The sequence below is a fragment of the Pseudenhygromyxa sp. WMMC2535 genome, from assembly GCF_011083025.2.
The window spans coordinates 3,210,084-3,230,898 of sequence record NZ_JABJWV010000001.1 but is presented as its reverse complement, the minus strand read 5'-3'; the positions used below and the strand labels follow the sequence as shown (position 1 = coordinate 3,230,898).

At 70.9% G+C, this 20,815-nt stretch carries 17 protein-coding genes; 8 read left to right on the top strand and 9 right to left on the bottom strand.

The features are described from left to right. Genes G6O69_RS12475 through G6O69_RS12455 form a run of 5 tightly spaced genes read right to left on the bottom strand, consistent with a single transcriptional unit; the run spans position 1 to position 4,743 of the window. Positions 1-714 carry an ABC transporter ATP-binding protein gene (locus G6O69_RS12475; protein WP_172303731.1) on the bottom strand — a complete coding sequence of 238 codons (714 nt, stop codon included), beginning with the start codon at positions 712-714 and terminating at the stop codon, positions 1-3. A gap of 11 nt (positions 715-725) precedes the next feature. Continuing rightward, entirely contained in the window at positions 726-1,979 is a 1,254-nt protein-coding gene (locus G6O69_RS12470) for an FtsX-like permease family protein (RefSeq protein WP_172303730.1), read from the bottom strand. A 19-nt stretch (positions 1,980-1,998) separates the two neighbouring features. Next, a complete protein-coding gene (locus G6O69_RS12465; RefSeq protein WP_172303729.1) occupies positions 1,999-3,213 on the bottom strand; it encodes an FtsX-like permease family protein in 1,215 nt (404 codons plus the stop codon). A gap of 19 nt (positions 3,214-3,232) precedes the next feature. After that, positions 3,233-4,033 (bottom strand): outer membrane lipoprotein-sorting protein, encoded by an 801-nt coding sequence (locus G6O69_RS12460; protein WP_172303728.1) that lies wholly within the window; start codon positions 4,031-4,033, stop codon positions 3,233-3,235. After that, the gene (locus G6O69_RS12455; RefSeq protein ID WP_255216272.1) at positions 4,030-4,743 is read right to left on the bottom strand and encodes a TetR/AcrR family transcriptional regulator; all 714 of its coding nucleotides are present in this window, start codon (positions 4,741-4,743) and stop codon (positions 4,030-4,032) included. The genes G6O69_RS12460 and G6O69_RS12455 overlap by 4 nt, the downstream gene beginning before the upstream one ends. A 202-nt stretch (positions 4,744-4,945) precedes the next feature. Here G6O69_RS12455 and G6O69_RS12450 point away from each other — a divergent pair, with 202 nt between their 5' ends. From G6O69_RS12450 to G6O69_RS12430, 5 genes are all read left to right on the top strand, one after another. Continuing rightward, on the top strand, positions 4,946-6,076 hold the full coding sequence (locus G6O69_RS12450; protein WP_176396793.1) for a glycoside hydrolase family 19 protein: 1,131 nt from the start codon (positions 4,946-4,948) through the stop codon (positions 6,074-6,076). Between the two features lie 53 nt (positions 6,077-6,129). Next, the gene (locus G6O69_RS12445) at positions 6,130-7,053 is read left to right on the top strand and encodes a hypothetical protein (protein ID WP_172303726.1); all 924 of its coding nucleotides are present in this window, start codon (positions 6,130-6,132) and stop codon (positions 7,051-7,053) included. A gap of 9 nt (positions 7,054-7,062) precedes the next feature. Further along, the gene (locus tag G6O69_RS12440; RefSeq protein ID WP_176396792.1) at positions 7,063-7,215 is read left to right on the top strand and encodes a hypothetical protein; all 153 of its coding nucleotides are present in this window, start codon (positions 7,063-7,065) and stop codon (positions 7,213-7,215) included. Positions 7,216-7,302: 87 nt separating this feature from the next. Then, the gene (locus G6O69_RS12435; RefSeq protein WP_172303725.1) at positions 7,303-7,539 is read left to right on the top strand and encodes a hypothetical protein; all 237 of its coding nucleotides are present in this window, start codon (positions 7,303-7,305) and stop codon (positions 7,537-7,539) included. Positions 7,540-7,545: 6 nt separating this feature from the next. Continuing rightward, entirely contained in the window at positions 7,546-8,760 is a 1,215-nt protein-coding gene (locus G6O69_RS12430) for a cupin domain-containing protein (protein ID WP_172303724.1), read from the top strand. A gap of 6 nt (positions 8,761-8,766) precedes the next feature. On the opposite strand, the gene G6O69_RS12425 is transcribed toward G6O69_RS12430, so the two are convergent. Together G6O69_RS12425 and G6O69_RS12420 are read right to left on the bottom strand one after the other, a co-directional pair. Next, positions 8,767-9,732 (bottom strand): DUF6445 family protein, encoded by a 966-nt coding sequence (locus tag G6O69_RS12425; protein ID WP_172303723.1) that lies wholly within the window; start codon positions 9,730-9,732, stop codon positions 8,767-8,769. Between the two features lie 28 nt (positions 9,733-9,760). After that, the gene (locus G6O69_RS12420; protein WP_172303722.1) at positions 9,761-10,486 is read right to left on the bottom strand and encodes an RNA polymerase sigma factor; all 726 of its coding nucleotides are present in this window, start codon (positions 10,484-10,486) and stop codon (positions 9,761-9,763) included. Positions 10,487-10,632: 146 nt separating this feature from the next. Between G6O69_RS12420 and G6O69_RS12415 the strand changes: the two genes are divergently transcribed. From G6O69_RS12415 to G6O69_RS12405, 3 genes are read left to right on the top strand one after another with little or no spacing between them, the layout of a single operon-like run. Beyond that, entirely contained in the window at positions 10,633-12,285 is a 1,653-nt protein-coding gene (locus G6O69_RS12415; RefSeq protein ID WP_172303721.1) for an ATP-binding protein, read from the top strand. A gap of 22 nt (positions 12,286-12,307) precedes the next feature. Further along, a complete protein-coding gene (locus G6O69_RS12410) occupies positions 12,308-17,344 on the top strand; it encodes a hypothetical protein (RefSeq protein WP_172303720.1) in 5,037 nt (1,678 codons plus the stop codon). Between the two features lie 23 nt (positions 17,345-17,367). Then, positions 17,368-17,856 (top strand): YbaK/EbsC family protein, encoded by a 489-nt coding sequence (locus G6O69_RS12405; protein WP_172303719.1) that lies wholly within the window; start codon positions 17,368-17,370, stop codon positions 17,854-17,856. Here G6O69_RS12405 and G6O69_RS12400 read toward each other — a convergent pair whose 3' ends face one another. Together G6O69_RS12400 and G6O69_RS12395 are read right to left on the bottom strand one after the other, a co-directional pair. Beyond that, on the bottom strand, positions 17,857-19,260 hold the full coding sequence (locus tag G6O69_RS12400) for a hypothetical protein (RefSeq protein ID WP_172303718.1): 1,404 nt from the start codon (positions 19,258-19,260) through the stop codon (positions 17,857-17,859). A gap of 17 nt (positions 19,261-19,277) precedes the next feature. Then, positions 19,278-20,456 carry a mechanosensitive ion channel family protein gene (locus G6O69_RS12395; RefSeq protein ID WP_172303717.1) on the bottom strand — a complete coding sequence of 393 codons (1,179 nt, stop codon included), beginning with the start codon at positions 20,454-20,456 and terminating at the stop codon, positions 19,278-19,280. Positions 20,457-20,815: the final 359 nt, after the last annotated feature.

The following is a 20,815-nucleotide window of genomic DNA, read 5'->3' as shown; positions in this document are numbered from 1 at the left end:
TCACTCTCGACGTTCGTCGGACACGATCTTGCCGTCGACGAGGCGGACGATTCGCCGCGCCCGGGCCATCACCCGCTCGTCGTGGGTCGAGAAGATGAAGGTCACGCCGCGCTCTCGGTTGAGCGTCTCCATGACCGTCAGCAACATCTCGGCGGTGACCGAGTCGACGTTGGCGGTGGGCTCGTCGGCGAGGGTGACCACGGGGTTGGAGGCGATCGCCCGGGCGATGGCCACGCGCTGCTGCTGGCCGCCGGACAGCTCGTTGGGGCGGCGGTTCTCCATGCCCTCGAGACCCACCTCCTTCAGCAGGGCCATGACCCGCTCGCGGCGCTCGCCGGCGTCGGCGCCCTGGAGGCGCACGACCATCTCGGCGTTCTCGAAGGCGGTCAGCACCGGGACCAGGTTGTAGGCCTGGAACACGAAGCCGATCTTGTCGCGGCGCATGCGACTGAGCTCGCCGCGGCTCATGGTCGAGAGGTCGCGGCCCTCGACGAAGGCCCTGCCCTTGGACGGGGTGTCGAGGGCGCCGATGATGTTCAGCGCGGTGGTCTTGCCCGAGCCCGAGGGGCCGGTCAGGGCCATGAACTCACCGCGGCGGACCTCGAGGTCGATGCCGCGCAGGGCGTGGACCTCGATCTTGCCCTGCATGTAGGTCTTCTCGACGCCCTCGAGCTCGACGATCACGGGGTCGCTGTCGCGTTCGGCTTCAGTCATGGTGGCGGTTCCTAGACAATTCGGATGACCTTCACGGGCTCGACCCGTCCGGCCCGCAGCGCGGGGTAGATGCCCGCGAGCAAGGTCGCGGCGATGATCGCCCCGGCGATGACCAGGGCGTGGGGGGGATAGAGCTCGACGTAGAGGATCGGGTCCATGGTCACGCCGGAGACCTGCGCGCCGCCCTCTCCGAGGATCGCCGAGTAGTCCATGCCCTCGGTCGAGAGCTTCCAGTACGGCCAGGCCGTGAGCACGACCCCAGCCGCGAGGCCGCACAGCGCGACCCACAGGCTCTCCCAGATGATCAGCACGAACAGCTGTAGCGACGAAAAGCCGATCGCGGCGAGGATCCCAAACTCGCGCAGGCGCTCCATCACCGAGACGAACAAGGTGTTGAAGATGCCCGCGGCGATCAGCACGGTGATGATCCCCTGGAGGACCATGTTGCCGGTCTCCTTCATGGTGATGAAGCCGGCGAGGTCGGGCAGGGCCTGATCCCAGGGCAGGGCGACGGCCTGCTCGCCGAGCTCGACTTGTCCCGTGAGCGCCGCGGCCACGGCGTGGGCCTGGCGGTGGCTGTCCAGGAACACGGCGATCTGCGTGGCCTCGTCCGCGTCGTAGCCCAGGGTCTGGCGCAAGCTCCCGATCGGCAGCAGACAAGTCGCGCTGTCGACCTCCGGGGCGCCGGTGCGCAAGATCCCCGAGACCCGGGCCAGGCCGCTGGTGATCTCGCCGTCCTTGCCGGTGACCGTGTAGACCACCTTCTTGCCGAGCTCGACGTCGAGGTTCTCGGCCAGCTTGGCGCCCAAGATGATCCCCGGGTCGTCAGCCGTCGCGAACATCTCCCCCTCGACCAGGTGCTCGACCAGGCCCAAGGTGGTCTCGTCCTCGAGCGCCGGGTCCATGGCCAGCACGCCCGCGCCCACGTTGTTGGCCGAGGTCGCGAGCATCACCCCGCCGGTGATCCGCACCGAGACCGCGCGGACGTCGTCGCGCTCGCGGAGCTCGGCGAGGGTCTGGGGGTCGGCGCGGACCGTGGACTTGAGCGAGGGGTGATCCGCGTAGTCGGCGTGCTGGATCACCACGTGGCCGCCGCCCAGGCGCGAGGCGTAGTCGATCATCTCGGAGTAGGAGGAGTCGCCGATGCCCGTGGAGATCGTCGCCAGGAGCACGCCGAAGGCGATGCTGAACAAGGTGATCGCCGTGCGCCGGCTGTTGCGCCACAAGTTGCGCCAGGCGAGGAGTGGGAGTCGTGGTCCGGCCATGGTGAGGTCCTGCTGGCTGCTAGTCGCGGATCGCGTCGAGTGGCTTGATCCAGGCGGCGCGCGACGCCGGGTAGAGCACGGCCAAGATGATGATGACGACCAGCGCCGTCACCGGGGTCGTGTAGGTCGAGGCGTCGACCTTGGACCGCCAGATCGGGTCCATGGCCACGTTCATCACGGACATGTCGCCCAGCGAGCTCAGGTCGATGCCCGTGGTCGTCATGTAGTAGTTGAGAGGCACGGCCAGGAGCACGCCGAGGGTGACGGCGAACGCGGCCTGGATCGCGGTCTCGAACATGATCAGCCGGAACACCTTGCCCGGGCCGAAGCCCACGGCCTTGAGCACCCCGAACTCGCGGGTGCGCTCGAACACGGCCATGAGCATGGCGTTGAGCACCACGATACCCACGGCGATGTAGATGATGCCCATCATCACGGCCATGGCGCCCTGGGTGGACTCGAGCATCGTGGCCATGCTCGGCTGGAGCTGCTTCCAGCTCGAGACCTCGACGCCCGCGGGGGCCATGGCCTGAGCGGCGTCGACGGCCGCGTCGAGCTCGACGCCCTCGGGGATGCGGAAGATGATCTGGTGGACGCCGCCCTCGTAGACCATCAGCTCGCGGAACTTGGCCGAGGTCATGAACACCCCGCCGCGGTCGACGGCCTCGGAGATGCCCCGGAGCAGGCCGCGGACCGGGTAGACCTCGTTGGCCATGGATCCGTCGGCGCCCTGGGAGAGCACCACCAGCTCGTCGCCCACGCCGAGGCCGAGCTCCTCGCCCAGGCGCCGGCCGATGACCACGCCATCGTCGTCATCGCTCAACCACGCGCCCTCGTGGAGCTGCTCGTGGATCTTGCTGACCCCGCGGTGCGCCTCGACCTCGAGGCCGACGATCTGCACACCCGCGGAGTTGTCCTCACCGGCGCCGAGACCCGCGGCCAGCAGCCGCGGCGAGACCCGGTAGCCGGCATCGCGCAGCTTGGCGAGCAGCGGCTCGGGGTCCTCGATCGCCGTATAGAGCGAGGGCTTGGCGCGATACTCCTCGGCGAAGATCTGCCCGTCGCCCATCTCGAGGTCGAGGATGTTGCGCTGCAGGCCCTCGACGTAGCCGGTGACCATGCCCGAGTAGAAGATGATCACCAGCAGCGCGAGCGCGGCCGCGGCGATGGTCACCACGCTGCGCCGAGTGTTGCGCCACACGTTGCGCCAGGCGAGTCGAAGGTCGTCGAGCATGATCTTGATCCGCGGCTGACTAGAGCGCCTTGAGCTGCTGCACGCTGAAGAATTCGGGCTTCAGATCGATGTCGAACTCGAGCTTCTCGTAGCTGACCTCGGTGTACTCGCCGGACTTGTCGAGCGGGGTCATGCGCATGCGCGAGGGCACGATCCGCGCGCCCTGCGTGCGGTAGCCGCTGAACTCGAGCTTGCGGACCGGCTTTTGGTCCTCGTCGTAGAACAGCTCCGCCGCCGGCATGCGGTCGGACTTGCGGACCATGACGTCGATCCGCCCCCACACGACCACGGCCGAGGGCTTGGGCATCAAGACCACCGCCCAGGTCGCCTCGCCCTCGATCGTCGGCCCCTCCTCGAGCTTGTAGTCGAAGTCGTCGGCCAGGCGGCTGTCCTTGATCAGGTCGTCGTTTGTGAAGTGGCTGCCCATCCACGACCCGCCCATGGACGCGCCGGAGATCTTGATGGTTCGCCCGGTCTTGCTCAGGTAGGTGAACAGATCGCCCTTGGACTTGAGCGTGGCCGTGCCGCGCTCTTTTTTGGGCTCGAGGATGCGGATCAGCGAGTAGTCCTCGCCCAGGCTCCAGCTCTCGAGCTTCATCGAGCGCTCCCAGTGCTCGGTCTTGACCTTCATGGTCATGTCCGCGTGGCTCGAGCGCCCGCGGTGGACGTCGTCGACCTGGTCGAGGAGGTAGCGCGGAAACTCGGGGTCGCCGGGCTCGGGGGGCGGGGCGGCGAGGCTCGTGCGAGGCAAGCTCGCTAGCGCGGCGGCCAGAGGCAGCGCGAGCGCGGCGGTGAGCAGGGTGCGGCGTGACGTGGTCATGACGGCTCCTCGTTTGGGTTCGAGATTGTGGGGGCGGAATTCTGGGTCTGGGTCTGGCCGTGCTCCGAGCGCGGGCGCAGGCCGTCGACCACGAGGTCGGCGAGGATCATTGCGAAGCGCTGCGGCGTCATCCCGGGGCGGATCCACTCCTGGCGAATGGCCGGCGCGAGCACGCCCAGGGCCGCGACCACGTAGGCGCGATCCTGGAGCTCGACGGCGCTCCAGCGGTGGTCACCGGCGACGGCGTCGAGCAGCGGCGCGAGCAGATCCGTGCGCAGAGCCTTGCTGTCTCCCATCAGCTCCGCGGGGATCTCGGCCATGACCTCGGCGAGCTCGCCCTCGACGATCCTCGTGTTGAGCGGCGCCTCGGCCGGCCAGGTCAGCATCACGACCAACCACTGCTTGAGGCGCTCTTGCGCGGACAGGCCCTCGTCGAAGGCCCGCGCGAGCATGGGGACCAGCGCCAGCTTCTCCCGGGCGATGCAGGCGATCAGCAGATCGATCTTGCGCGGGAAGTAGAGGTAGAGCGTGCCCTTGGCGACCCCGACCGCCACCGCGATCTCGTCCATGCTGGTCTCGCGGTAGCCCTGGGCCACGAAGCGCTCGTGAGCCGCCTCGAGGATCGCCACGCGCTTGCGACCCTTGGCCCGGCTCGGGTCGACGTCACCCATGTAGGTGCGGAGCCGCTCGGCGGCGTCTTCGAGGCTCATGGACACGATGACTGATCTACGCCTTCCAGTCAGTTTTTCAAGATTAAAGCCTTCGAAAGCAATTTAATGTCTGACCAGATGGCCACTTCTGGTCATTTTCGTGAATTTGGCGCACTTTTTGCGGGGCCACTTCATCGATCCCTTCTGGCGCCACGGTGAGGGTCGAGACAGCAAGTTCGGCGCACCTCGGCCAAGATGGCCCATGCCGCGCCCATCGAGCACCTCCACCCTCGGCGGCCTCGCCCTCCTCGCCGCGTTGCGCTCGACCGCCTGCACGGAAGACGCCGGCGCCGAAGAGACCCAAGGCGCGAGCGAAGACGAGGCCGCCGACTCGAGCTCGAGCTCGAGCTCGGGCGCCAGCGAGAGCTCGGGCGCCAGCGAGAGCTCGGGCGCCAGCGCGAGTGAGAGCGAGAGCGACGCCGTCGACAGCGACGACGACCCGACCAGCAGCGACGCCGCCGACAGCGACGATGACCCGAGCAGCAGCGCCGCCGACAGCGACGATGACCCGACCAGCAGCGACGCCGACAGCGACGACGACCCGAGCAGCAGCGACGACGACTCGAGCTCGAGCACCGGCGCGCTCGACTGCGAGCTCGCCGAGATCATCGACCAGCCGGTGTGGGACGAGCTCTTCTTGCACAAGGACGACGCCGCCTGCTCGGGGGCGGTCTACACCCTCCAGGGCCTGCTCGACGCCGCCGCCGACTACCCGAGCTTCGCCTGCGAGGGCGACGCGGCCACGCGCCGCCGGGAGCTCGCCGCCTTCTTGGCGCAGATCTCCCACGAGACCACCGGCGGCTGGGCCGACGCGCCCGACGGCCCCTACGCCTGGGGCCTGTGCTTCATCGAAGAGCTCGGCTGTGAGAACAACGCCTGCCCGCAGTACTGCGACGCGAACTCGGCCATGTACCCCTGCGCGGCGGGCAAGACCTACCACGGCCGCGGAGCCATCCAGCTGAGCTGGAACTACAACTACGGCCAGGCCGGCGACGCCCTCGGCGTGGATCTGCTCGCCGACCCCGACCTGGTCCGCGACGACAGCAAGCTGGCGATCCAGACCGCGCTGTGGTTTTGGATGACCGAGCAGGCCCCCAAGCCCTCGGCCCACGACGTGATGACCGGCGCCTGGCAGCCCAGCGCCGACGACCAGGCCCTCGGCCGCCTGCCCGGCTTTGGCATGACCACCAACATCATCAACGGCGGGCTCGAGTGCAGCATGCCCGGCAACGCCAAGGTCGCGGATCGCGTGGGCTTCTTCGAGCGCTACGTCGAGCTGCTCGCGACCGACGTGGGCGAGAACCTGTGGTGCGACGAGATGACGCCCTACTGACGCGCGCCCCCGCGCGGCGTGACGCCGCGGCGGGGATCCGCTAGAAGCTGCCCGTGCCCGAGCAACCCGCCTCGATCCCCAACATCGTCGACGTCGAGCTGCTGCGCGGGGCCGAGCACGAGGGTGGCGCGCCCAGCTTGCTGGTCGAGGTCCCCCACGGCGCCGACGAGCGCGCCCACTACGAGCAGCTGCGCGGGCGCCTGCGCGGGGCGCTGCCCGAAGACCTCGAGGAATTCTTCTTCGTGAACACCGACGTCGGCGCGTGGGCCTACGGACGCGCGACGGCCCAGGCCCTGCTCGCGGCCGAGCCCAAGCGCGCCGCGCTGATCGTCCGCAGCCTGATCCCCCGGACCTTCGTCGACTGCAACCGCCCCGCCGACTATGGCGACGGCCGCCTCGGCGAGGGCGCGCTCACCCCGGGGATCCCACCTTATGTCCGCGACGCGGACGATCGCGCGCTGCTGACCACCCTGCACCGCCGCTACGTCGAGGCCGCGCGCCAGGCCTACGCGCTGGTCTGCGGCGCCGGCGGCCTCGCCCTGGTCCCGCACACCTACGGACCGCGCACCCTCGGCATCGACGCGATCGACGACGAGATCATCACCAAGCTGCGCTGGGCCTGCGCGCCGGATCGCCACGACAGCTGGCCGCTGCGCGCCGAGGTCGACCTGCTGACCCGCGACGCCGAGGGCCGCTGCTACGCCCCCGAAGGGCTCGAGCAAGCGCTGCTCGACGCCTTCGCGGCCGCCGGCTTCTCGCCCGTGGCCAACGAGGCCTACTACATCCACCCGAGCACCCTCGGCTACACCTGGTCGGCGCAGTACCCGGGGCAGGTGCTGTGCCTGGAGCTGCGCCGGGATCTGCTCGTCGCGGCCTGGACTCCGCTCGCGGCCATGCACGTCGACGCGGGCAAGTGCGCGCGGGTGGCCGAGGTGCTCGCGCCGGCGCTGCGCGAGCGGCTGACCGGCGGCCGCTAGGAGCCCGTGGTGGAACCCAGCGCGGCTCCTGGCGCCGGGATTTTTGTCGAGGGCGCGAAGCCAAAACGCCGCTGTACCGGGCGTACTGCAAGTTTTGGCGACAAAGCCTTCGGCGAAAAGACCAAGCGAGGTGTCGTGTTGGGTTTCACCACGGGCTCCTAGCTCGCGCTCCACGAGTACGGACGAGGTCCTGACTCGCGCCGCCCCTCGATCCCGCGGCGACCAGGGCCGAGGTGGTAGCATCGGCTCATGCGCCGCAGCTCGAGCACCCTCGCCACCTCCGCGGCCCTGGCCCTGTGCACCGCAGCCGGCGCCGCGCAGGGCAGCCAGCTCACCGCGACCTGCGAGGGGCTCGCAGCCGCGCCTGTCCTGCTCAGTCTTCAGGTCGAGGAGCTCAGGGTCGAGCGCGCCCCCAAGCGCCTGCGCACCAGCTTTCGCCAAAACGGCCAGACCGGCGACGCCGCGCCCCTCGTCCGCCTACCCTGAGCCCCCATGGCCAGACCGATCATCGACGCGGTCATCGACGCCCTGCGCTCGGACAGCTTCGCGCGCGAGCATAGAGATCGTCGACCGCTGCACCTGCCCTGCGAGCCCGGCCAGGCCCACGACTTCTCGAGCCTGCTGAGCCTCGACCAGCTCGACGCGATCTTGTCTCGCGGGGCGCTCACTCCCGAGCAGGTCTCGCTCTCGCGCGGCGGCGCCCTGCCCCCCGAGGACTTCACCAAGCCGGGGACCTTGCTGGAGGTCGAGCGCGTCGTCGACGTCCAGCGCGTCGTCGAGCTGCACAGCCGCGGCGCGACGATCGTCGTCAACGCGATCGAGGAGCACGCCGAGCTGCCCTTCTTGCTGTGCCAGGCCGCCGAGCTCGCCCTCGGCCTGCGCGCGAGCGCCAACGCCTTCTTGACCCCGCCGGGCGAGCGCGGCTTCCCCCGCCACTGGGACACGAGCGACTCCTTCGTGATCCAGCTGCGCGGGCGCAAGCGCTGGCGGCTGTGGGCCTCGGGCCACCCGCTCCCCCTCGCCCATCACAGCTACTTCGACCAGGGCGAGGACAGGCGCGAGCGTGGCCAGCCCCTCGAGCTCGAGCTCGGCCCCGGCGATCGCCTCTACGTCCCGCGCGGCTGGGTTCACGAGGCCCAAAACCCCGGCCCCGAGACCTCCTTGCACCTCGCCTTGGCCCTGCACCCCCACCGCTGGATCGACCTCATGCGCCGGGCCCTCGCCCGCGCCGAGGCGGACCCGCGCTTTCGTGAGGCCCTGCCGCCCCCCGCCGAGCGCGAGCCCGAGCGCCTGGCCGCGCGCTTCACCGAGCTCGGCCAGCGCATGCTCGCGACCATCGACCCCGCCGCCGAGGTCGACGCGCTCTCGCGCGAGCTGCTCGCCAGCGCCCCCCGCTTCGCCCGCGGCCAGCTGGCCAGCGTCGTCGGCCTCGCGGCCCTCGGCCCGTCCACCTGGCTGCGCCCGCGCGTCGACCTGCGCTACCGCCTGAGCACCCGCGACGAGCAGCTGATCTTGGACGTCCCCGACCACGGCACCCTCGAGCTGCCCGAGCGCGTGACCAGGGCGCTGCGCTTTTGTCTGGAGACCCCGCGCTTTCGCGTGGCCGACATCCCCGACCTCGACGCGGACGGCCAACACACCATCGCGCTGCGCATGGTCGTCGAGGGGCTGCTGCTCCTCGACGAGGCCGTCGAGCCGGGGACCTGAGGCCGATCATCCCTGCCCCCGCCCCTCGCCCTCGCCCTCGCCCTCGCCCTCGCCCTCGCCCTCGCCCTCGCCCTCGCCCTCGCCCTCGAAGGGCAGATCAGCCAAGGCCGCCACCTTGCGCGGGGTGTGCTGCCACTCGATCGGCAGCGGGATGAACTTGTTGAAGGTCAGCCGGGTGTCCGCCAGCCGCTTCGGCGCCACGTAGTCGGGGCGATACATGCTGTGCCACTGCCAGCCCGGGAAGACCACCAGCCGGTTGAAGCGCTCGGGCACCAGCGCGAGCAGCTCGAAGTCCTCACCGCCCATGTCCTCGGGCCGAGTCACGGCCGCGAGCTGCGTGGACACGCGCATGTGCTCGATGATGTCGACCCACAGCTCGGCCTGGGCGCCGTAGAGCGCGCCCAGGGCATGGAGGGTGCGCACGCCAAATAGGCGCTCGAGCAGCAGGTGGTGGGCGATGTCCGGGCGCGCGACGAAGGAGCTCAGGCCGGTGTCGATGTGGCGCCAAAAGGCCGTGCCCCCCGGCTGCTCGCGCTGCGGATCCGAGAGGTAGACCACCGCCGTCAGCCACGAGCCCGGGTCGGTGTGGATCGAGGCGTAGCGCTCGTCGGGGTGAGGTGCGTAAGCGCCGAAGGAGAACGTCCCATCGCGGTGGGTGAGCGCCTCGCCCCAGCGTCGAAAGGACCAGTCCGCGTGGGCGTCGGGGAGGCCGTAGAGCTCGCGCCAAAACCAGGTTTGGAGCGCGTGGGTCAGGGCCGCGACCGCGGGCTCCGGGGCGTGGCCCGAGCAATAGTAGCCCTGATAAAACTCCTGGGCGTTCGCGCTGCGCCACCGAGACGAACCCAGGGCCCACGCCCGCAGGGCGTGCGGATCCCTGAACAGGTCGTCGATGACGAGCACGGGGTTTTGCGCCGCGCCGAGGCGCAAGACCTGCCTGGGCAGCGAGCGCAGGGGCCGGGTCTCGAAGCACACGCGGCCCAGTATAGACGCGAACCCGAGCTCACTTTCTGCGCTCGCGCTCGCGCAGCAAGACGTCGCGCAGCCTGGTCAGCCCGCGCTCGACCATCTCCTCGCACCAGTCCTTGGCGTCGACGCCCAGGCGTCTGGAGATCTCGACGACGAGCGCCTCACGGGCCGCCCGCAGCCGCGACTTGACCGTGCCCTCGGGGATCCCCAGGACCGCCGCGACCTCGCGCTGCGACAGCTCGTAGAAGTAGTGGTAGTCGATCACCTCGAGCTGCTCGATGGAGATCGCGTCCATCGCCGCGGACAGCAGGCCGAGCTCCTCGATCACCAGCGACTCGGACAGCACCCCCCGGGTGCCGACGCAGCACAGCGAGTCGCGGTAGGTGTCGAGCTTGCGCGCGCGCCCACGCAAGCTCTCGTAGAACAGGTGACGCGCGATCCCAAACAAAAACGAGCGCACCGTGGCCCGGCCCTCGAAGCGCTCGAGGGCGCTGATCATGCGCAGGAAGGTCTCCTGGATCAGCTCCTCGGGCTCGTACTCGGGCAGCCGACGCAGGAAGTACACGCGCAGATCGTTGAAGTATCTCGCGACCAGGCGACCGCCCGCTTCGCGGTCGCCTCCGCGCCAGCGCTCGAAGAGCGCGAGGTCGGGATCGTGATCGAGGTCGGGGTCGCGGCCCGCGGATCTAGGCTCGGCGCCCTTCGCCTCGGCGTCCTCCAGCTCGTCCTCGCGGCCATCATCTTCGGGTCTCTCACTCATGTCGCTCAGCATGACATCACAGCGCCGCCTCGTCACGGCTTCGTCGCCCCCAGACGCAGCGGATCCCCGAGCGCCCGCCCTGACTGCGCGGCCGGTCGCATCCCCGGGTGCCAGTCGGCCGCGGGGCCTGATAGGCTGCCCCCGCCGTGGGGAAGCCCGAGCCACTGTCTGTCAACGACGCCCTCGAGCGCCTGGTCAATCAGTTCTCGGACTCGATGGCCTTCTTCCGCGAGCTGATTCAAAACGCCCTCGACGCCGGCTCCGAGGAGGTCGAGATCCGCTTCGACTACCGCGAGGGCAAGATGGTCATCCACGTCGACGACTGGGGCGCGGGCATGAACCGCGAGATCATCGACACCCGGCTGACGCGGCTGTTCTCGTCGAGCAAGGACGGCGATCGCACGAAGATCGGAAAGTTCGGCATCGGCTTCGTCTCGGTGTTCGCGATCCAGCCCGAGGCGGTGTGCATCGACACCTCGCGCGACGGCGAGAACTGGCGGATCGTCTTCGACGCCGAGCGCCGGTTCTCGCTGGTCCGCCGCGAGGCGCCGACCGAGGGCACGCAGATCCAGATCTTCAAGGCGCTCTCGCCCAGCGAGTACGCGGACTTTCGCGCGCGCGCCCGCGAGGTCGTGGGCTACTGGTGTAAGCACGTGTCCGGCGAGGTCCGCGTCGAGGGCGAGCTGATCAACGAGCCCTTCGAGCTCGGCGCGCCCCTCGAGGTCCGTCAGCAAGGCGGAGCCGGGGGTGGGAGCGAGAGCGGGAGCGGAGACAGCGACGAGCTCGTGGTCGTCGGCCACCTCGCCGATCGCGGCTCCTTCGCGGGCTTTTACAACCGCGGGCTGACGCTCATCGAGCAGGAGATGATCCCCGGCCTGGCCTTCAAGGCGAGCTCGGCCAAGCTCGAGCACACGCTGACCCGCGACGACGTGATCCGCGACCAGGGCTTCGACCGGCTCATGGCCCAGGTCCACGCGCTGGTCGCGGGCGAGCTGTGCGAGCGGGTGTTCGCCGAGATCGACGCCGCGGTCCGCCTGCTCGACCCCAGCGCGGGCCTCGACGACGCCTCGACCGAGCGCCTCGAGTACCTGTGGGCCGCGGCCGCGTGGCACGAGCAGGCCGAGCACGCGCTGCCCGAGAGCGTGGCCGAGCGCGCGCTCTTTCGCAGCCCCGCGGGGCGGCTGATCAGCCTGGCGAACCTGCGCCGAGCCAGGCGCAGCGCCGCCAAGCGCCCGGTGCTCGCGTCGGCGCCCAGCGAGCTCAGCGAGGCCATGGAGCGCGCGGGCTACCTGGTGCTCTGGCTGCCCCCGACCTGCGCGGCCGGCTGGACCCTGGCCGATCGCGTGGGCCGAGGCAGCCTGAACATCGACGCGTGGTGCACCGCCACGCCGGCCAGGGACTCCGAGGAGGCGCTGCGCTGGCAGCCGCTGACCGCGGCCGTGGCTCGGCTGCTCGACGGCTGGGGCGCCAAGGTCCACGGCGTCCACCTCGGCCACCTGCACAACCCCGACCCCGCCCTGCGCGAGCGCGTGGCGATCACCCAGGCCGAGTTCGGCGAGCTCACCTTGGTCGCCGAGGCCAGCGCCCTGGGCACGGGGCTGCTCTCGACCCGGCGCGCGCTCGTGCTCAACGCCGACCACCCGACGATCCGCGGCTTCGCCGAGCTCGCGCGCAGCGAGCCCGAGCTCGCCGCCTACTTCACCGTCAAGGCCTTCTTCCTGGGCGAGCGCCTCGACGCGCGCACCGACGAGGCCCTGGTCCAGCTGACCCACGACGCCCGCTCCCTCCGCACGGCCTGATACGGCCTGACACGACTTGATCATGGCGCTGCTCGAAGAGCTCGAATCCGCCGGCGAGGTCGAGGCCCGCTCGCACTTCTCCATCGACGCCGAGAAGGCGCGGGAGAAGCTGCGCGCCTACCAGCTCGCCGATCCCCACCGCTACGTGTTGCTGCTCGTCGAGGCCGCGCTGCTCGCCGGGGCCGAGCGCCTCGACTTCTCCTTCGACAGCGACGACCTGCACCTGCGCTTCCTCGGCCGGGCGTTTCGCTACGCGCAGCTCGCCAACGTCTACGGCGCGCTCTTCGTCGAGGCCGACCAGCTCGACCAGCTCGACCAGGACGCCCGCGCGCGCCTGCCCGCCATGCAGCAGCTGGCCTACGCGATCAACTCGGCCATGGCCCTCAACCCGCGCTGGGTGCGAGTGCGCAGCGTGGACGCCGAAGGCCGCGGCGCCGCCTTGACCCTGCGCCCGGACCAGCCCGACGAGGTCGAGGCCCTCGAGGGCGCCGAGCCGGGGATCCACATCCACGTCCGCGACCGCTTCCGCCCCGGCCTGGTCGTCGAGTTCTTCCGCAGCCTCGGGGGGACGATCGCCGAGGCCCTGCTCCTGCGCAGGCACTGCCGCTGGGCGAAGACGCCGATCTTCATCGACGACGAGCAGATCTCCGGGGCGGACCCCTTTGGCGCGGACTACTGGCACGGCCGGGAGATCCGCGAGCTCGACGCGGACGGGCAGGCGACCGGGCCGGTGATCGGCCGCGCGGTGCTCGGCCTGCGCGACGCGACCCAGGCCGACGGCCTCGCCCAGCCCAGGGTCGAGGTCCTGTCCAACGCCGTGTTCATCGAGTCGGCCGAGCTGCCCGGGGCGGTCCCCGGCTTCGCGGCGATCATCGACGGCTCGCGGCTGCGCAAGGACGTGTCCCAGAGCCGGCTGCTCCGCGACGAGCACTACGAGGCGATCCTGCTCGCGGCCCACGACGCCCACGACCACCTGATCGCGCGCCTCGCCGAGCGCCAGGGCGCGGAGCTCCAGCTCGACTGGGCCGAGCGCTGCCTGAAGCTGTGGCTGAGGCGGTGGACCGAGCTCGGCGAGGACCCCTGCGAGGCCCTGGCCGAAGACGAGGTCTTCGCGGCCATCGCCGGCGTCCCGCTGTGGCCCACGGTCGGCGCCGGGCGGGTCTCGACCCGCGCGCTGCTCGAGTCCGAGTGGCCGGTGCGCTACGCCTCCAAGCACCACGGCTTCGCCCCCCTCGACCTGCCCTTCGTGGTCTACCTCGACGAGGAGAATCTCGACCTCGCCGCGCTGCTCGAGCGCCTCTTTGGCGCCAACACCAGCGACTACACCGAAGCCCTCGCCCGCGAGCACGAGCGCCAGCACCGACGCCTGGCGTTCATGGCCCGCACCCACCTGCCCGAGCTGCCCGAGGGCTACTTCCTGGTCCGCGAGCCGATCCGCGTCGAGCTCGGCCCCAAGCGGGTGATCCGCGGCGAGCTCGGCCTGCGCTCGCTGGGCACGGCCGACAGCTGGCTGCGCCTGCTCGCCGAGGGCTGCCTGCTCGCCGAGCGCCACTTCGACGAGCTGCTCCCGGGGCTGTGTGTGGTCGTCGAGGCCCCGCTCAGCCTCGACACCAGCAGCTACGAGTGGGCCAAGGCCGACGAGGTCCTCGCCGCCACCGGCCTGGCCGTGCTCGAGGGCATCGAGCGGCTGATGAGCGCGCTCGCGCGCAGCGGCGCCGTGGGTCCGCGGAGCGTCGAGCTGCGCGAGATCGTGCGCGAGTACGTGCGCCACGTGTCGAGCCGCCACTACGAGCGCGGCTTCCTCCAGGCCCTCGGCTTCAGCTCCAGCCGGGCCAAGCGCGAGGTCAAGGCGCGCCGCGAGCTCGAGACCCGCCCGCGCTGGCAGCTCGACGAGCCCGGGGCCCAGCCCCACCCGCTGGCGAGCGTCGGCCTGTTCCCGCGGGCCGTGGGCTCGCCGGCCTCGCTCCTCGACCTCCGGCGCGCGCACGCGGGCGGGGTCTTGCTCGCCTGGGTCGAGCCCGACGCCGGCCCGATGCCGACCGGCATCGAGCGCGAGCTCTACCTGCTCGGACGCAGCGACCGCGAGCTCGTGCGCGCGCTCGTCGGCCAGGACTGCCTCGAGAGCTTCGCCGAGGAGCTGGCCTGGCTGCGCCGCCGCGAGGCCTTCATGGCGCGGCCCGAGAGCCGCCCGAACTTCGGCGTGCCGACCCTCGCCCGCGCCTACTTTGGCGGCGGCGACGAGGCCGACGCGGGCAGCCGCGAGCCGCTGCGCGGTGGCCTCGGCCTGCGCGAGTTTCGGGCCGCCGAGATCAGCGATCTCTCGACCGCCGTGCGCGTCCACTACCACCGCCGCGAGCTGTGCGACCTCAGCCTCGCGCTCCCCCTCCCGGGCCTGGTCGCCTGGGTCGACGGCGAGGCCCTCGAGACGACCCGCGACTTTGGCGGGCTCGCCCACCCCGGAGCCCTGCGCGAGCCGCTGCTCGCGACGATCCCCGCGCTGATCGAGCGCGAGCTCGACGAGGCCCGCGAGGCCGCCGACGCGCTCATGGCCTGCGAGTGGTGGACGCTGATCTCGGTCCCCAAGCTGGTCTTTGGCGAGCGCGCCTTGGTCACCAATTTTTGCGAGCAGCTGCGCGAGCACGGCCAGGACGCGGCGCTCGAGACCCTCACCGGGTGGCTGGAGATCCTCGAGCGCTACCCACAGACCGACCTGACCCGCGCGATCGGGCGCCTGCGCAGCGCGGGCGAGCAGCCCTCGCCCGAGGCGATCCGCGCCCAGCTCGGCCGGGCCACCGCGCGGGTCAGCGAGGCTCGAGCTCAGCGCGCGCGCCTGCGCCAGGCCCTGGTCCCCAGCTTGGGCCGGCTGCTCACCCAGCCCTGCTTTCGCGCCTTCGCCACCGAGCGCGGCGAGGTCGATCCGCAGCGGCGCTGGAGCTTCGCCGAGCTGATCCTCCACCTCGACCAGGGCGAGCCCCTGGCCTGGGTGACCGACAGCTTCACGCTGGCCCAGACCGCCAAGGTCGAGTTTGGCGTCCTGGCCCTCGACGCCGTCGAGCTCGCCCTGCTCCGGGACCTGTTTGGCGTCGAGGCCCTCGAGGAGATCAGCGCCTGGCTGCGCGGCCGCGCCGACTTCGAGCGCCGCCGGCGGATCGACGAGCCCCGCCTGGCCCGCGGCTCCGTGCTCGCTCTCGCCCCGCTCTCGGCGCCAGGGATCCGCGGCGAGAGCGGCCTGGCGCGCTCGAGCGAGGCCTCCACCAACGTCGTCCGCGTGCTCACCGAGGGCCGCGAGGTCACCACGCTGCGCTTCCCCGCCGGCCCGATCGCCTCTCTCGCCGTGGTCGAGGTCGAGGACCTCGAGGTGACCACCAGCCACGACGACGTCTCGGCCAAGGAGCGCGCCCGCCTGCGCAAGCTGGTCCTGCGCCGCGCGAAGAAGCTGCTCGGCGACTACGCTCTGGGCTTCGAGGACCTCGAGGGCGAGGCCAGGGCCGAGGCCGCCGTGTTGATCCGCGCGGCGCTGCGCAAGTGGCCGCCGGGCAGCGGGGGCTACCGCGCCCGCAAGCTCCGGTCGACCTTCTCCAAGCTCGCCGCGGCCCCGGTCTTCCCCGGCGCGCGCAAGCCCTGGTCCGCCGAGGAGCTCGCCGAGGCCGCGGAGCGCGGGCCCCTGATCACCCTCCACGCGCGCGACGAGCTCGAGCTGCCCGAGGGCCCAGTTCTGATCCTCGAGCGCGGAGACATCGAGCCGTGCCTGCGCGCGCTCTTTGGTCCGCTGCGCGACTACGGGGCCGAGCGCGCCCGCGTCCAGCGGGTCGCCGCGCGCAAGGCCGACGCGGCGGCGCTCCCGACCCATCCGCCCGAGGGCCTGCTAGTCCACGTCATGCTGGCGGAGGACGGGCTCGAGGGCTGGCTGGGCATCAGCGTCGGCGGCGAGACCGACCTCACCCTCGGCAACGACGGCCGCGTGCTCGGCCAGCGCCCCAGCGCCGCGACCTTTCCCCACACCGGCGCGCTCTCGCTACCCGACGATCAGGTCGACCCCGAGTGGTCGCGCGCCTCGCTGACCCGCGCGCAAGAGCAGCTGCTCGAGCGCCACGCCAGCAAGCTGTGGATCGAGCTCGCGCGCAGCTTCGCCCTGCCCGAGCACGCCCTGGGCACCGCCGAAGGCCGGCGGCGCTTCACCGCCACCCGCGACGGCCTGCGCGGGCTGTTCATGCGCCTGCACGGGAAGATCGGCGAGGCCTACGCGCGTCGCCGTCGCCGTGGTCGCGCGCCCACCGACCGCAAGCAGCAGGCCTACGCGGCGCTCCTCGAGCTGCCCCTGCTCCAGCTCAGCAACGGGCGGTGGATCAGCCCCGCGGTCGCGGCCCGCGAGCGCCCGCTCGAGCTCGCCCACCTCCGGCTGTGGACGGGGCCCTCGGCCGAGGAGCTCCTCGCCCAGCGCGAAGCCGAGGTCCGCGAGCTCGAGCGACGCGAGCGCGAGCGCGAGCGCGAGGCCGAGCTGCGCGCGGCCAGGGAGCGCGAGGCCGAGCGCCGCCGCGAGCTCCTCCGCGAGGCCAAGCTGCGCGCCGAAGAGCAGCTTCGCCAGCAACGCGAGCGCGAGCGCCAGGCGCTCGCGGCCCGCGAGAAGGCCAGGCACGAGCAGGCCAAGGCCGAAGCCGCGGCCAAGGCCGAAGCCGCGGCCAAAGCCGCGCTCCCGACCCCGGCCGCGCTCCTGCTCGAAGCCCTGCGCGAGGAGCTGCGCCTGGTCCGAGGCCAGCGCGAGGGCCTGATCTCCGAGCGCCACCTCGAGTCCCTGCGCCTGCTCGAGGGCATCGACGCCCGCCGCCGCGACCCGCTCTTTGCGACCACCGCCGACGGCCCGCGCCTCAACACCGCCCACCCGATCTTCGCGTCCGTGCTCGAGCGCTACACCGAGGACCCCGGCTGGCTGACCCTGCTCGCGTCCTCGGCCTACAGCTTCCTCAACATCATCTACACCGAGGTCCGCGACGAGCACGAGGCCGAGTTCCTCGTCGCCCACGCGGCCTATGTCGCTAGCGCCGTCGAGGCCGAGCCCTGAGCCGCGCCGAGCCGAGCCCTGACATGGCCCGCCCCGAGCACCCGATCACCATGGCGATCCGCTTCCTGCGCGAGCGCGAGGTCCCGTTCACGCCGCACCTCTACCGCTACACCGGCGGCGGCGCCCGGGGCTCGTCCGAGGCCCTCGACGTCCCGCTGATGCGCGTGGCCAAGACCTTGATCTTCGAGACCGGCGACGGGGATCCGCTGTGCGTGGTCATGAACGGACCCTTCGAGGTCGCCACCGGGGTCCTGGCCAAGACCATCGGCACCAAGAAGGTCACGCCCTGCGCCCAAAAGCGGGCCGAGGCGCTGACCGGCTACCGCGTCGGGGGGATCAGCCCCTTCGGCCAGCGCACGGCCATGCCGATCTATCTCCAGCTCGACCTCTTCGAGTTCGAGGCCGTGTTCGTCAACGGCGGCCAGCGCGGCTTCCTGGTCGAGGTCGCGCCGGCGCAGCTCGAGCAGCAGCTCGGGGCCGAGGTCATCGACGTCGCGACGACCCGCTCCTAGCTAGGAGCCCAGCAGGCCGCGGATCCGCGCCTGGGCGCTGAGCGAGGCGCTGTGCATCTGATCCAGGATGCCCGGAGCGTAGGCCGAGGGCAGCCGCGCCGAGGCGGCGTCGACCTTGCAAAACTCGGCGAGCACCCCGTCGAGGTCCATGGCCGGCAGGCGCCCGAGCAGCTCGCGCCCGCGCGGGCCGAGCAGGCCACGGGCGCCGCACAGCGCCAGGGCGATCCGGCTCTCCTCGATCTGACCGATGCACTCGAAGGGCGTGTGCTCCCCGAGGCCGACCATGTCGTGGAAGAAGGCGTAGTTGTCCGGGACCTCGAGCAGCGCCTCGGGGAAGATCGCCTCGACGACCTCGCGCGAGAGGTGGGCGCGGTAGCCCAGCCACACGTAGGCGCACTTGGGGCAGCGCCGGCACCACGGCTTGGCCACGTTGCAGGAGTGCGTGGCGAACAGCGAGTCCTCGTCGCGGCGCAGGAGCTCGAAGATCACCACGTCGTGGATCGGCATCAGCGCGCTGAACAGGCCGATGTCGGCGACCAGCTCCGCGCGCACGTAGTCGTCGAGCAGGGCCTCGGCCTCGGCGGACTTGCCCCACTGGTGGTTGACGTCCTCGCCGGTCGCCGCCCAGATCAGGTTGCCCTGGTTGGCGCTGGCCTCGTGACCGAGGACCGCGTAGCCGTAGCCGTGGGCGAGCATCAGCGGCAAGGCGGCGAAGATCGAGCTCGGGGTCTCGGCGGCGGTGATCGTGCGCACCCCGAGCTCTTGGCCGTAGAGCTCGAGCACCGGGGCGTCGAAGAAGTCGTCGAGGATGATCTGGCGGTGGCGCCTGGTCGCGGCCCCGCGCGCGACCAGGCCGTCGATCAGCGCGAGCTGGGGCGCGGCCTGGCCGTAGATGCTCGCGGCGTAGGCCAGGGTCGCAAAGGGGATCCCCGCGCCCTCGAGCAGCTTCATGTTGACGAGGCTGTCCTTGCCGCCGCCGCAGAACATCAGCAGCTCCTCGCGCTGACGATCCCGGCGCACCGGCGCGCCCCCGGGCGAGCGCGGCGTGTCGATCCAGCGCACCGGCGGCTCCTCGGGCAGGTCGTTCTCGTAGCGCCACTGGGCCCAGACCTTGTGGAAGATCGTCGACCACAGGCGCTCGAGGGCCTCGCTGTGGTGGCGCGCGTAGGGGCCGAGGCTCAAGGTCCGCGGGCGCAAGCTCGCTATCTTGTTGATCTCGAACAGCGCCACGTGCACGAAGAGGCGCTCGACCAGGTCGTGGCCAAAGCGCCCCTCGAGCTCGAGCAGGTCCGTGTCCGGGTACCAGTAGACGGTGGAGAACTCGAGCTCGTCGAAGCGAAAGCGCATCACCAGCTGGTGAGCGCTCCACGACAGCTGGGACAAGGACAGCTCACGCGCGCGCATCGGCACGCCTTATCCCATCAATGGCCGGGTTGAGGAAGGCCGGCGGGACCGACAGGGCCGCCGGGCCCGCCGAGCTGCCCCGGTGTCGGCCCCAGTGTCGGCCCCAGGCGCAGGCCCTGCGGCGGCTCGAGGCGCGTCGGCCCGGCCCCGCGCTCGACCTCGACGTTCCAGTGCACGTCCATGGGCAGCGCGAGCACGATCCCCGCGGCCTCGAAGCGGCGCAGGAGCTCGAGGTTGACCGCGGTCTTGGCCATGCACTGCTTTTGGTACTCGTTGGGGAAGCGCTCGCGCTCGTCCGGCGACCACTTGGAGACCGCGTACCAAAACTCGACCTCGATGTAGCCGTGGCCGATCTTGTCGACCGCCTCCCACGAGATCTCGTCGAGCATGTCCTGGTGATCGAGGACGACCTGGCGGCAGATCTTCAGGGCCTCGACGAGCTGCGCGGGCGTGGTCCGCGGGTCGAGGCGCGGACGGACCTCGAAGTAGTAGCAGCTCTGGCTGTCGATGTTCGTGACCATGCTGTTGGTGAACTGGGTATTGGGGACGGTGATGTCGCGTCCGTACCAGTTCTTGATGATCGTCGTCCGAAAGCCCAGGTGCTGGACCCAGCCGTCGACCCCCGCCACGGCGATGCGGTCGCCGACCTTGAAGGGCCGCTGAGTGAGGACGATCAACCCGCCAAAGAAGTTGGACACCGTGTCCTGAGAGGCCAGGGCGATCGCCACGCCGCCGATGCCCAGGCCCGCGAGCACGGCCGTGACCTCGAAGCCGATGCTCGCCAGCGCGCTCGCCAGGCCGATGGCCCACAGCAGCACGCTGACGACCGTCTGGAGCACCGAGAACACGTGCAGGTCGATGGCGGTCTCGGGGCGCCTCGCGTAGGGCAAGAACAGGCCCTGGTGCACGGCGTCGTAGGCCCGGACCAGCAGCCACGTGAGGATCACCCCCACGAAGAAGGTGGTGCCCTTCATCAGCAGCTCGCGGGTACTGGCCTGGAAGGTCAGGGACTCGAAGGCCACCCGCAGGCCGAAGACCATCACGAAGACCATCACCGGCGCGCCGATGCTGTCGGCGATGAAATTCGCGATCTCCCACTTGGTCCGCTTGGCCAAGCTGCGCATCAGCGCGCTCACCAGGCGGCCGAGGATCAGCGCGCCCACGACGATCCCCAGCGCGATCAGCCAGCGCTGCACGGTATTTCCCCAAATCAGGGTTTCCAGCCAAGACACGTCTGTTTCGGGCATCGAAGTCTATCCCTTGGTGTTTTCATATGACGCGAGCCCCTCGAGGCCTCGAGGAGCTCGCGTCACGACGGGCCAGACATTGCCATTTGTCCTCGAGATTGTCACGCGAAACACACCACAAAAAAATGTCGACGATATGTCGATGTGTCGATGTGTCGATGTGTCGATGTGCCGATGTACCAATGTCGCGCCTCGCCCTGGCGACACGAGTACCGACATCCCAGGAGCGCCGGCTTCGAACGGCCGCCTCGCTAGTGTGCGCGGCAGAGGACTTGAAGGGTCCCAGGCGCCGGACCGCCGGTTGCTGA